At 43.5% G+C, this 12,660-nt stretch carries 10 protein-coding genes and 1 other annotated feature; of the genes, 4 read left to right on the top strand and 6 right to left on the bottom strand.

The window, feature by feature from the left end:
• Positions 1–11: 11 nt before the first annotated feature.
• The 3 genes from IGI89_RS09755 to IGI89_RS09745 are packed head-to-tail and all read right to left on the bottom strand — an operon-like array spanning position 12 to position 4,189.
• The gene (locus IGI89_RS09755; RefSeq protein WP_438735591.1) at positions 12–1,442 is read right to left on the bottom strand and encodes a glycoside hydrolase family 1 protein; all 1,431 of its coding nucleotides are present in this window, start codon (positions 1,440–1,442) and stop codon (positions 12–14) included.
• Positions 1,443–1,470: 28 nt separating this feature from the next.
• Positions 1,471–3,342: a beta-glucoside-specific PTS transporter subunit IIABC gene (locus tag IGI89_RS09750; RefSeq protein ID WP_086332605.1), complete on the bottom strand. Its 1,872-nt coding sequence runs from the start codon at positions 3,340–3,342 to the stop codon at positions 1,471–1,473.
• The gene (locus IGI89_RS09745) at positions 3,332–4,189 is read right to left on the bottom strand and encodes a PRD domain-containing protein (protein ID WP_438735590.1); all 858 of its coding nucleotides are present in this window, start codon (positions 4,187–4,189) and stop codon (positions 3,332–3,334) included. Before IGI89_RS09745 ends, IGI89_RS09750 begins: the two co-directional genes overlap by 11 nt.
• A 717-nt stretch (positions 4,190–4,906) precedes the next feature.
• Between IGI89_RS09745 and IGI89_RS09740 the strand changes: the two genes are divergently transcribed.
• Both IGI89_RS09740 and IGI89_RS09735 read left to right on the top strand, forming a co-directional pair.
• Entirely contained in the window at positions 4,907–5,053 is a 147-nt protein-coding gene (locus IGI89_RS09740; RefSeq protein ID WP_005234527.1) for a hypothetical protein, read from the top strand.
• A 219-nt stretch (positions 5,054–5,272) separates the two neighbouring features.
• Positions 5,273–5,857: an SOS response-associated peptidase gene (locus IGI89_RS09735; protein WP_005234526.1), complete on the top strand. Its 585-nt coding sequence runs from the start codon at positions 5,273–5,275 to the stop codon at positions 5,855–5,857.
• Positions 5,858–5,939: 82 nt separating this feature from the next.
• Here the strand turns inward: IGI89_RS09735 and IGI89_RS09730 are convergent, their stop codons facing one another.
• On the bottom strand, positions 5,940–6,545 hold the full coding sequence (locus IGI89_RS09730; protein WP_016613677.1) for a short chain dehydrogenase: 606 nt from the start codon (positions 6,543–6,545) through the stop codon (positions 5,940–5,942).
• Between the two features lie 201 nt (positions 6,546–6,746).
• Positions 6,747–6,978: a binding site (T-box leader), on the top strand.
• A gap of 50 nt (positions 6,979–7,028) precedes the next feature.
• Here IGI89_RS09730 and IGI89_RS09725 point away from each other — a divergent pair.
• On the top strand, positions 7,029–7,868 hold the full coding sequence (locus IGI89_RS09725) for a MetQ/NlpA family ABC transporter substrate-binding protein (protein WP_438735589.1): 840 nt from the start codon (positions 7,029–7,031) through the stop codon (positions 7,866–7,868).
• Between the two features lie 138 nt (positions 7,869–8,006).
• On the top strand, positions 8,007–8,918 hold the full coding sequence (locus IGI89_RS09720) for a LysR family transcriptional regulator (RefSeq protein ID WP_438735588.1): 912 nt from the start codon (positions 8,007–8,009) through the stop codon (positions 8,916–8,918).
• A gap of 137 nt (positions 8,919–9,055) precedes the next feature.
• Here the strand turns inward: IGI89_RS09720 and IGI89_RS09715 are convergent, their stop codons facing one another.
• Positions 9,056–10,804, bottom strand: coding sequence for an ABC transporter ATP-binding protein (locus tag IGI89_RS09715; RefSeq protein WP_008379188.1), 1,749 nt, complete (start codon positions 10,802–10,804; stop codon positions 9,056–9,058).
• Positions 10,788–12,542 carry an ABC transporter ATP-binding protein gene (locus tag IGI89_RS09710; RefSeq protein WP_005234510.1) on the bottom strand — a complete coding sequence of 585 codons (1,755 nt, stop codon included), beginning with the start codon at positions 12,540–12,542 and terminating at the stop codon, positions 10,788–10,790. The genes IGI89_RS09715 and IGI89_RS09710 overlap by 17 nt, the downstream gene beginning before the upstream one ends.
• Between the last annotated feature and the right edge of the window lie 118 nt (positions 12,543–12,660).

Raw genomic sequence — 12,660 nt, 5'->3', positions numbered from 1 at the left:
GAAGTATTTAATCATAAGCAGTTTCGTTCAATCACTTTTTGATACCAATAGAAACTGTCTTTTTTCTTTCTATCTAAAGTCCCTGTCCCGTCGTCATATTTATCCACAAAAATGATGCCATACCGTTTTTTCATTTCTCCTGTAGAAGCACTGACAATATCAACGGCACTCCAAATCGTGTAACCAATCAAATCGACACCATCATCGATGGCTTTCTCCATTTCAGCAATATGCTTTTCTAAATAATCGATACGGTAATCATCATGAATCTGTCCATCTTCAGCAACAGTTTCTGAAACCCCGATCCCATTTTCCACGATCATCAATGGCAGCTGGTAGCGATCATAAATATCATTCAACGCAATTCTCAATCCTACTGGATCAATCATCGCATTCCATTCCGTCTGCTCTAGATAAGGATTATTTACGCCAGAGCCGCCAATCATACTGTGTCCATTTTTGGTAACTTTCTCATCTGCAGAGACACAAAGTGTTAGATAGTAACTAAACGTGTAGTAATCCACTGTTCCCTTAGCTAGGATCGCTTGATCTTCTGGTGCAAACTCGATTGCAAAGCCATGATCAGCAAAATATTTCTTTGCATAATAAGGATATTTTCCTGCGACCTGCACATCGCCACAAAATTTCGAGTGCATATTTTCTTCTTGTTTGGCTAGTAGTACATCATTTGGATGGCTAGTATAAGGATAGCGTGGCATATAAGAAATCATACAGCCGATTTTCAAATCTGGATAGTGTTCATGTCCGTAAGCGACAACCTTTGCACTGGCAACAAATTGATGATGTAGGGCTTGGTAGCGTTGCTGTAGATTATCCGGCTGATTGATAAATTCAGATTCACCAACTTGCAGTCCCAGTGATAAAAAGTTTCCGATACTTAAGGTGGCCGTGTTGATTTCATTAAAAGTGATCCAATAGTTTACTTTTTCGTGATAGCGTTCAAACAACACCGCCGCATATCTCGCATAAAAGTCGATCACGTCACGACTCGCCCAACCATTGTATTCTTGGCTCAAATATGCGGGAACATCAAAATGAGCAATGGTTACAATTGGTTCAATCCCGTACTTCCGACACTCGTCAAACACGCGATCATAAAAGGCCAGGCCTTCTTCATTCGGTTCAGCGTCGTTGCCCTTGGGAAAAATCCGGGTCCAGTTGATAGACATGCGGAAAGCTTTAAATCCAGCTTCTGCAAACAATGCAATATCTTCTTGATAATGATGATAAAAATCAGTTGCTTCGTGGCTTGGATACAACAACTCTTCTTCAATTTTTGCTGTGATTTTCCGAGAAGTCGTATGGCTGCCACCGCTGATCAAGTCAGCACAAGCGAGCCCTTTTCCGCCCTCATTATAGCCGCCTTCATATTGGTTTGCCGCCGAAGCGCCGCCCCATAAAAAATGTTTTGGGAAACTCATTGCTGTCATCCTTTCTTCTTTCTAATGGTTAAAAAATGGCTAATAACTGATCGCCAGCTTTAATTTCTTGCTGTTGGGCAAGTGCCACAACATCTAAGAAGTCTGCCGTATTGGTAACAGTGATCATAACGGTATCTTCATACCCTGCCTGAGCGATTTTTTCTGCATCAAAGTGCAATAATGTTTCTCCCATAGTGATTTGATCACCTTCATTGACTAGTCGTTCAAAGGCACTTCCTTGCATATTCACCGTATCAATACCGATGTGGATCAGTAGTTCAATCCCCTCGGTACTGGTAAGTCCAATCGCATGATTTCCTGGAAAAACGGCAGAAACCTGTCCCGTAAATGGGGCAATCACCTGTTGATCTTGTGGCTTAACAGCAATTCCTTTACCTAATGCCAATGAAGCAAACGCCTGATCATTGGTTTCTGTCAATGGAACGGCAGTTCCTTTTAAAGGTGATAATACAATTTTTTCAATCGCTGATTGTTCTTTCTTCGTTTCAGAAGAAACATCAGTTGCTTTGGCTGTCACATCTTGCGCTCCAGATTTGACTGCTTGCGGCTGATTATTATTAGGAAAATCTGCATCTTTGACCATGACCCAGGTGTAAGCAAAGGCAATCGCAAAAGTAATCAACGAGCCGATCAGCGCATGAAACACACTGCTGTATGATGGAAGCGCCACAAATGAAGCAATGACTACTGGCGTATTGATTTTCATCAAACCAAAATAAAGTCCCCCAGCAGCACCCCCAAGGATCATTCCGACAATCGGTTTTTTCAGACGTAATGTTACTCCGTACAAAGCAGGTTCAGACACACCCATCAAGGCAGTAATTGCCGATGAAAAACTCACTTGTTTAAATTCCGTATCCTTAGCTTTGATTCCAGCCGCTAAACAAATCGCTGCTTCGGCAGCCAATCCAAGCAGCATACCAGGGACGATCAAATCATCATACCCGTACGTTGCCAAAGAAGTTAATAAAATAGGGGTCAGCGTCGTGTGCATGCCCGTCATTACTAGCAATTGAGCAAAGGCACCCATAAACAAGACGGCTAACGGACCAAAATTGTTTGTTAAGTAGTTCAAAAACTGTGACACATAGTTGCCGATCGTCACACCTAATGGTCCGATTAGCAATAGAGCCAGCGGTGTGATCACGATGATGGCGATCAATGGACGTAGAATAAATTTGACACTGTTCGGTAAAATCCGATCGGCGAACCGATAGACATAAGACATAACCCAGACACTTAATAAGACTGGCAAAACGGAGGCATTGTAGCTCACATTCGGTACGAGCAATCCAAACAATGTGATTCCTCCTTCTTGGCTAAGAAGGGCCGTCAATCCTGGCATCACAAAAATCGCTCCGACGTAGCTTCCTAAGAAAGGATCAATTTTCAATCGTTTGGCCACAGAATTTCCTAAATAAACGGGAATGAAAAAGAAGGCTGCTTGCGATACTTGATACAATACGAGATACGTATCGTCAGTTGCAGCTAAAATTCCTGATAACTCCAATAGTGAAAGGACCACTTGCAGCATTCCTCCAGCTGCTATGATTGCAATCATCGGTGTAAAACAGCCTGCGATAAAGTCAAGGAGTCGTGAGATGATCGATTGATCGCTACTGCTTTGATCAGCCGTCGTTTCTGTCGTCGGTAGTTGAGCGTATACACTCGATACATCTGGCCCAATAATCACTTGGTATTGACCATTTCCCTGAACGAGTCCAGTCACTCCTTTTAACTGTTTGATTGCTTCACTGTCAGCTTTTTTGTCGTCGGCCAGCGTGAAACGCAGTCTTGTTGCACAGTGGGTCACGTGCTGGATATTTTTACCACCGCCGACATTTTCATAAATTTCATTGGCTAGTTGTTTATAGTCCATTGTTTTTCTCCCTTTCTCCTTGTTCCGTCAATTTCTGGATATGGAGTGATAGATAAATTTCTTCATTTTCTGAGATGTTGATATCATACGTATTTTTGATATAAACCTTGATTTTTTCCACACAGTGAAACGCTTGCGGATACATCTTCTCAATTTGTGCATAGAGCGTCGACGCTTCATAGCTGGGAAGTGTATGATTGATCACATTTTGTGCAAAATAGTGCAGATGCGTGACAAAGCGAGAATAATGAAAACTATTCTCATCAAAATTTTGTTTGTACTCATACTTTACGATCGTCAGTACGTCTTCTATAAATTTCGCGATTTGATTGGTAACCGCCATATCCTTCTTTTGTGATTGGACATTTACAAAATGCAATGCGATGGAGATCGCTTCTTCTGTTGGTACATCGATCGTTAGTTCTTGCTCCATAAGTTGGACAGCATACACCCCAATGGCATATTCATCGGGATAAAATCGCCGAATATCCCATTGCAAAGGACTATGAAAAGTCATTTGCTGCTTGATACGATGAACAGTGAAATCAATATGATCCAGCAAAGTCAAATAAATATAGTCGCTGACTGCTAAGCGATAATTCTGTTTGGCATAAGCCACGATTTTAGCAACGATCGCTACGTATTTCGGATCGCACTTTCCTAATTGATAGCTAAAATGTTCCAACATTGCGTGAGTATCCAATACAAAAATCTTTTCAAAATCTTGTTCTTCTACATCATCTCCTACCTTCTTATTGAAGCTGATGCCTGTAGAAAATCCGATAATTTCATTGCTGCCTTTCATTAGTAAGACAACATTATTATTTAAAAACTTCTTTATTTTCATGATTTCCTCCACCTTAAAAACACTAAAAAACCTCATACTCCACCCTTGGTGGAATATGAGGTTTGCCTTCTTACAGTAACACGCCTCTTGGTCACAGCACTTCTGTAACCGTTATCTAATTACATCGGTATCATAGCACTTCAAAAAAAACTTGTCAATCGCTTCCTTAAATTTTTTCGCACGATCGTTAAGCCCCCGTTGAGCTTCTCACAAAAGATATTTTTGTCAGACTGGTGTTTTAAGAACAACTTTTATTTTTTTAATCCCCAAACCAGCAACTTGTCGGCACAATAAACAACAATCTTCGTGCTTATGCAGCGCTTGAATCATCGTTTCTTTCTACAAACCATTTTTTGAGGGGAAAATGTCTCAATAACACGCAAAATCGAAAATAGATTCTCTTCTCTACTTTTGACACCTATCTTAGCTATTCCTCGATTGGTCTATTTGTTTAAATTTCAAAACAAAATCGCTTTCATTTTTTGTCCTTCTATGCTGGAAAGCAAGTAGCAGTAAATTTATACATCTAGGTTCCTTCGTCTTTCCTTTCAAATGCGCATTGGTCTATTCCACACCTCCCTTTACCCCTCAATCTTTTCTTAAGCGTTTGAACAATTTCTTAATAAAATAACTAACAAAAAATAAAGTTTTACTATATCTCTTGAATGTAAGCGGTAAATTTGTTATTATTACGAAGGATAAGGAGGTGTTTATCGATTGTATGCGATTAAAATCTTTCATGGTTATCTAACCGCCGAAGGAAAAAGAACACGGGACAAAACAATTGCATTGACCTATACTTGCAGAGAAGATGCTGAACGTTTCGCAAATAAAATCGGCGGGAGAGTTAAAAAAATTGGCTAACCAACTAGAATAAAAAAGGCTGTCAACCTCAGTAGGTGACTGCCTTTTTTTGTTATCTGATTTCTTTCAACTCTTTTCGCGGTACTAACTTTTTACATAACCGTCCCTATCCTTTCCTTGTCGAATCACGCTGTGAAGCAAGTTAGTTGGTTTTGACGCCTTGAATCTTTATACTGAAACAAAGGCAGCAGCCAATCCAAAAAAAGGAGTGACCCGTCCATGTGCGGCCGATACTTATTTGATCCATCAACTGGCGAATTGTCAGAATATTATCAAGAAGCCGCGGCGAAAGCCCGCAAGCGCCAACAGACTGTCGCTATCAATGATGTTTTCCCCTCCAATCACGTCGTAACCATCGGTGCAAATCAACAACAACAAGTTGTAGCCGGTGTGACAAGATGGGGCTTTACCGGCTTTAAAAAAGGGCATTTGATGATCAATGCGCGTTCTGAGACTGTTGAAGAAAAACCGACTTTTCGCCAGCCTTTCCAAGAGCATCGCTGTGTCTTTCCGATGTCTGGTTTCTATGAATGGAATCATGAAAAGGAAAAGTTCCTCTTTTCGCAAGATCACGTGATTTATGCTGCTGGTTTTTATCGCATCCTTCAAAAAGAGGATCAGATCGAAACCGAATCAATCATTCTAACGACTGCCGCGAACGATTCTGTTGAACCAGTCCATGATCGAATGCCTCTGTTCTTAGAAAAAGAAGCGATTGCTTCTTGGATCAATGACTTGGCTTTTGCTCGCCAACAACTCAAAGCAGAAATGCCCAAGCTGAAAACCCAATTGCTCTCTTCTTAACTGCTTGCTACTTCTTTTTCAGCAGAACAAAAACCGCCAAGTCAGCTTTGATTTGGCGGTTTTTTTCTACTTCTGCTTTTTCTTAATAAACGGTGAAGGTCTTGCCAGTCATGATTCCAAAGACTGCTTTTTGATACGCTGCAAAAACGGGTGCGTCACCAACGGGAATAAAGCCTTTGAAAGAATCGGCGAAGGTTTCCCAAGAGCCCACAAGCGCATTGGGACTGACTGCATTGATTCGTATCCCCTGACCGATCTCAAAAGCTGCCGATGCCACGAAGGCTTCTAAACCGCCGTTGACCAGTGCTGAAGGCGTGCCCATAGGGATAAATTCGTCTTTGATAATTCCAGAAGTCAGCGTGATACTGCCACCTTCATTGAGAAAATGCTGGCCAATCAACGCAAGGTTGACTTGTCCTTGCAGCTTCGAAGCCACCGACTGTTGAATATCTGCTGGCGTCAATTCCTCAAAGGGTTTAAACACTGTGCTTCCCGCAGCGGAAACAATGGCATCCACTTTCCCAGTAGCTGCAAATAGCTGGCTGACACTGTCTGCATCCGCAATTTCGACTTGATGATCGCCGCTGCTACGGCTAGCCGTGATCAGCTCCACCTCTGGTAGCTGCTGAAAGCCTTCAACTAAAAGCTGCCCAAGTGTGCCGGTATGACCAATCAAAAGTAATTTCATTTGCTCGCCTCTTTTTTTGTTTTGTGTTTCGATTCTAACCCAACCAAGCGATTTCGACCATTCATCTGCTTTTCCTGCTTTTTAGGTCTATTCTTGCCCTTGTCCATTTGTTCCCCTACTACCTGCGTAGTGATTGGAATCACCTATCACGAAAGCAATTGACAACTTTCTCATCTTGTTCTAAGATACTACTAATTTCATACACATGCAGTGAGAAGAAGAGTACGATCCCCCCTTTCTTTCAAGAGAACTCGGAACTGGTGGAAACGAGTAAGGAAGACGATCCGAAAATGACCTTTGAGCATTCGTGGACGAACAATCCCCGACGGAGAAAGCCCGATAGCGCAATGCAGTTTATTTGATGAACTGACTGAGGTTTTTTGTTTCAGCAAAAAACAAACGAAGGTGGTACCGCGAAATGATCGTCCTTCCCAAAGAATTGTCTTTGGGGAGGTTTTTTTTATAAAAAAAGGAGGAAGAGTTATGAAACGAAGGATTCAATTGGGTGTGGGCATTGGTCTGTTGTCCTTGGTCTTATTTACCGGCTGCGGCAATCAAGAAGAAGTAACGGGAAATGCCGAGGAACAGCAGACAGAAATCAGATTGGGGACGACACCAGGGCCTTACAGCGAACTGTTTCTCAAAGGAATCAAACCGATTTTAGAAGAAGCTGGCTATACTGTGACGGATATTGGCTTTACTGGGGTCTTGGAAGCGGACATTGCATTGAACGATGGCGAAATCGACTTAAACGTGGATCAGCATACCGCCTATTTAGAGAACTTTAATGAAAACACGGGTGCCGATTTGGTCGGTATCACACCGATTCCTACCGTTCCAGCCGGCTTGTATCCTGGCAGAAAGGACAATTTAGCAGCGATTGAAGCAAACGATACCATCGGGATCCCCAATGATCCGTCAAATAGTGCCCGTGCCCTGTTGCTGCTGCAAAAAGCCGGCTGGATCGAACTTGACCCGGAAGTGGCGCCCATTGACGCGACGTTAAGAACCATTACTGACAATCCTTATGACTTGGATATCGTTGAGATGGATTCTGCGCAAATCCCCCGCAGCTTAGCAGATTTAGACTATGCTGTGATTCCCGGCAGCATCGTTTACAGTGCTGGAATCGCTGCAGAGGAAAGCTTATTAAGTGAAGACATTTTGCAAGAGTATGAACTGGTGGCAACGGTAAAAAAAGCCAACAAAGATAGTGACTGGGCACAGGCAGTGGTGGCAGCTTATCATTCTGAAGCCTTTAAAGAACTGCTGGCAGAAGAAAATCAAACGGGTTATTGGTTTATTCCTGAAGAATTGCAATGACCGCTTCACAAGTAGCAATAGGCAGCAACTGTCGTCGTATTTTTTAAAGAAGCTTCTATTACTATAGAAGGAAAAGACATGACTACTATTGATTAGTGGACCATTCCCCGTCTGAATCTTTGTAAAGGAGGTCAAAAATTGAATATTCAACAAATGCGCATCGTGCAAGCGATCGCTGACCATGGAAGTTTTCGTGAAGCAGCCAAACGGCTGTATCTTTCGCAGCCAAGTCTTTCCCAAGCCGTGAAAGACTTGGAAACAGAATTGGAGGTCCAGCTTTTCGAGCGTACGAATCAAGGCGCCCGCTTGACTGCCGAAGGCTCGGAATTTCTAGACCATGCCCAGCCGATCTTGAGTCAAGTGGCGCAGCTGCAAACGCGTTTTTCCAGCAAGCAAGCAGCGAGTCAAACCTTCGCTATCGCAAGCCAGCACTATGATTTCACGGCTGGAATTTTCAGTGAGCTGCTGCAGGAATTTCCCGACTGCCGCCAGTTTCGCTTATTAGAAACCACGACCTTAAAGGTGATCACGGACGTGCAACAATATCGAAGTGAATTTGGGATCCTTTATTTGAATGAGCAAAACCAAGCAGGATTGGAACGACTGCTGCAAGGCGCCCAATTGTCCTTCGAGGCGTTGGGACGGTTTCGCCCCCATGTCTTTTTGCGAGCAGCTCATCCCTTGACAGAAAAAAGGCAGCTTTCCTTAAGAGATCTCGCCCCTTATCCACAAGTACGCTTTTTGCAAGAAGATGAACGCTATTCGTTCTTCTCAGAAGATTTGATCGACTTCGCTCAAAGCCCTCAAGTGGTGCATGTCAGCGATCGAGGCACGATGGTCCAGCTATTACAACAGACGGATCTTTATGGAACCGGCTCGGGGATCGTTGCCCAACCAGAACGCCAAGGCTTGGCTTTTCTTCCTTTGATCGACGCGTCCGAGGGTGAGATCATCCTCATTAAAAAGAACGATCGCCCGTTATCAGTGATCGGCGAGCGTTTCTTAGCAAAATTACGGCATCATCTTACAGCTTTTCCTAGTGATATATAAGCGAAGGCCTCCTCTTCCAACTCCCCATAGATGATTGGCTGCTCCTTCGCATTATATAAAAAATCCTTGAGCCACTTCCCATGCAGGAGGCTCAAGGATTTTCTTTTGCGGTTAACATTGTCGGCAATCACCGCTGATTACAGCTGCTCTGCCTGCATTTGATACATTTGCTGATAGATTCCTTGCCCTTGGACAAGACTCGAATGGGTTCCCCGTTCCACGATCTTCCCTTGATCCAAGACCAAGATTTGATCTGCTTGTTTGATCGTTGACAAACGGTGAGCGATCATAAAGGTCGTCCGTCCTTTTTGCAAGATGGTCATCGCCTTTTGAATGATGGATTCTGTTTCAGTGTCCACATGGCTCGTCGCTTCATCCAGAATCAAGATTTTCGGATCAAACACTAATGCACGGGCAAAACTGATCAGCTGGCGTTCTCCACTAGAAAACTCATTGCCTTTTTCAACGACTGGATGATGGATGCCTTTTTCGTAGCGGCTCAAAAGGTAGTCAGCGCCGACTTGTTTCAAGGCATCGATAATCATCGCTTCGGTGATCGTTGGATCGTTCATTCCGATGTTGCTGGCGATCGTTCCAGTAAATAGATAGGGATCTTGCATGACGATCGCCATTGAATCTCTTAAACTATGACGATCAAAATCAGCGATCACTTGTCCATCCACAACGATTTTTCCGTGCTGCGGATCATAAAAACGGAACAACAGGTTCAAAATACTCGATTTTCCAGAACCAGTATGACCGACTAGAGCAATGGTCTCTCCTGCGGCAACGTCAAAGTTGATATCGTGCAAGATCGCTTGCTCAGGATCGTAGCCAAAGGTCACCTGTTGGAAAGAAACATCGCCATTCGTGACAGTCAGCTGCTCACTTTGTTGTTTTTCAACCGGCTGATCAGCAAACTCAAAGACCCGCTGTCCGGCAGCCAATGATTGCTGCACATTGGTGATGGTTTGGACAAGCCCTTCGATGGGATCATACAGGCGGTTGATGTAATCAATAAAGGCATACAGCAAGCCTGCTGAGATCGCCAAGCGGCCATCAAGGAAAAAGGCGGCCAAGGTCGTGATCAAAAGCAAGATCGTTGAGTTTCGCAACAAATTGCCTAATCCCCAAGCGATACTTGAATCGAGTAAGAGGTATTTACGTCCAGTTTTGAACCATTTCTCTACTGTTTCATTAAATTCTTTCTGCAACTGCTTTTCTCGTTGGAAGGCTTGGATTATCGCCATTCCTTGGACAAATTCATTTAACTGCCCACTGATTTGTGAGATGTATTCCCGCATTGCTAAATTGTAACGAGAGGCATATTTGGTGTAAAAATGCTGCCAGATTCCTAAAATCGGGATCAGGATCAGCATCGCTGCTCCTAAGGTGCGGTTCAAAAGAAATAATGCAATAAACGCACCAATGATTTGGATAATGTTGCTTAACAAATTACTGATCACGATCACGTAGAAATTAGACCGCAAGACTTCGGTGTCATTCGTGATCCGTGCGACGACCTTGCCGGCTGGAATCTGGTCAAAGTAAGAAACCGGTAATTTGTGCATATGGTCAAAAAGCTGATCCCGCATTTTTTTGACAATACTGTTGGACATTTTTCGCAATTGCAGCAAGCTGATATAACGAAAGAGAGAACCAATCAAATTGACCAGCAAATACCCAGCGAGTAATTGGATCAAAAGCATCGTGTTTAGGTTTCTGCTGTCAACCGCCGGTGTCATCACTCGGTCGATCAGCTGTTTGGCAATCAGTGGTGAAGTCAGTTCGAGCGCTGCTGCCAACAACAGCAAGATTGCGCCCACGGTAAATTGTTTTTTATAATAGCTCAAATACGTGAGCAAACGCTTAATCGTTGAGAACACTTGTATCGTCCTCCTTTAACTGTTGATGGTAATACTGTTCTTGGTACCAGCCTGGCGTTTCGATCAACTCCTGATGGGTACCACGCTGTGTGATCCGTCCGTCTTCTAAGACGATGATTTGATCCGCTTCGGTGATGGCGGACAATCGATGGGTCACGATGATGGAGGTCGGTGCCTGCTTCATCGTTTTCAAATTCGTGATGATGGCTTGTTCCGTTTTGGCATCAACTGCCGAAAGGGCATCATCCAGTAAGAGGACTTCACTGTTTCGTAAAAACGCCCGTGCTAAGGACAAGCGTTGTTTTTGTCCACCAGACAGGGAAACGCCTTTCTCACCGACGACCGTTTCGAGCCCTTCTGGCATCCGCTTGATGTCTTCACTAAAGCAAGCGGCTTCCAGTGCTTCCCACAACACTTCTTCGGAAGCATCTGGCTGTCCGAATAGCAAGTTCTCGCGAATTGTTCGTGAAAACAAGGTATGTTCTTGCGGCACTTCTGCAAAGTGGTTGCGCACTGCTGTTGTTTGATAGGTCGTCAACGGCTGCTCGTTAATCAAGGGTACTTGATCAGAGTATGGATAGCGGTGACCGAATTGTCTTAGCAGCGTCGTTTTTCCGCTACCGGTCTTCCCAACGATCCCTAAGACTTCTCCACGAGTGATCGTCAAATCCAGTCCTTCTAACACATAACGAGCTGCTTGTGGGTATTGGAAATGGTATGCTTCAAAACGGATCGTATTGATGGCTTGCAGGTCGGCTTCACCAGGAGTTTCTAATTCATCACCCGTCTGCAGCACTTCATTGATCCGACGCCAGGATGCGGCACCTTGTTGCATCACATTCACAAGATCTCCTGCTGAGATCATCGGCCAAACGACCATTGTCAAGTACACTTGGAAAGAGACCATCGCACCGATGGTGATTGTTTGGTTGGCAACAAGAAACGCCCCGACACCAAAGCTCATCACAAAACTGATCGCTAAGATGATGGTAATCAGCGGCCCGAAACGGGAATCGATCTCAGAAACGATATTGTTTTTTGCTCTTGTTTCCAGTGTTTTCTTTTGAAACTGTTCAGTGGTAGCTCCTTCTAGTCCATAAGCTCGGACGACCCGAATGCCATCAATGATCTCCAACACTTCACTATTCATCTCAGAAACAGAATTCTGCGCTTCCGTAAACGCCTTATCGACTTGTGAGCCCCATTTGAAAATGTAATAGGCTAAAAGCGGCATTGGAATCAAGGCAATCAAGGTCAATAGCCAAGAAACCGTCCCAGCCATCATCGCCACGATAAAACTTAGATACAAACTAGTATTTAAGAAAACCATCAGTCCATACCCAACGGTCATCCCCATCACTTGGACATCGTCACTGGAACGAGTCATTAAATCGCCTGTTCGGAAACGATGGTAAAACGGCGCCCCCATTTTAAGAAAGTGGCTCATCAATTGTTCCCGTAATTGTTTTTGCAAATCGTAGGAACCAATAAATAAATTAAACGTCCAAACAAATTCGGCCAGATATCCTAACAAGATAGCTCCGGCAAAGAGGGTCACGTATTGGACCAGTACCGAATAATCAAAATTATCTTGGATCAGCGCATCAATGAATAAGCGCAAGATATAGATTGGTGCGACATACATCGCACTAGCAATCACCATAAAGACGAATACGAAGGTATAGCGCACCTTATGTTCTTTAAAATACGTTGTTAATTGTTTTAATACATACTTCATGTTTTATCCCTCACATTCTAAAAAAGTACACAAAAAAGCTCTGTCCCTTCGGAAAAAGGACAGAGCATAAACGTCGTTATTATAGACATTATCTGTACACTAATGGTTACCGAATGAG

The sequence above is a fragment of the Enterococcus sp. AZ141 genome (genome assembly GCF_051714385.1).
Taxonomy (GTDB): domain Bacteria; phylum Bacillota; class Bacilli; order Lactobacillales; family Enterococcaceae; genus Enterococcus_D; species Enterococcus_D entomosocium.
Note: the sequence above shows the minus strand (reverse complement) of the source record. Positions and strands in the feature narration are given on the sequence as shown.

Coding starts and splice junctions, on each gene's coding strand:
- IGI89_RS09725 (WP_438735589.1), top strand. CDS start 7,029: ATGAAACGAAGGATTCAATTGGGTGTGGGCATTGGTCTGTTGTCCTTG.
- IGI89_RS09710 (WP_005234510.1), bottom strand. CDS start 12,542: ATGAAGTATGTATTAAAACAATTAACAACGTATTTTAAAGAACATAAG.
- IGI89_RS09735 (WP_005234526.1), top strand. CDS start 5,273: ATGTGCGGCCGATACTTATTTGATCCATCAACTGGCGAATTGTCAGAA.
- IGI89_RS09750 (WP_086332605.1), bottom strand. CDS start 3,342: ATGGACTATAAACAACTAGCCAATGAAATTTATGAAAATGTCGGCGGT.
- IGI89_RS09745 (WP_438735590.1), bottom strand. CDS start 4,189: ATGAAAATAAAGAAGTTTTTAAATAATAATGTTGTCTTACTAATGAAA.
- IGI89_RS09730 (WP_016613677.1), bottom strand. CDS start 6,545: ATGAAATTACTTTTGATTGGTCATACCGGCACACTTGGGCAGCTTTTA.
- IGI89_RS09755 (WP_438735591.1), bottom strand. CDS start 1,442: ATGAGTTTCCCAAAACATTTTTTATGGGGCGGCGCTTCGGCGGCAAAC.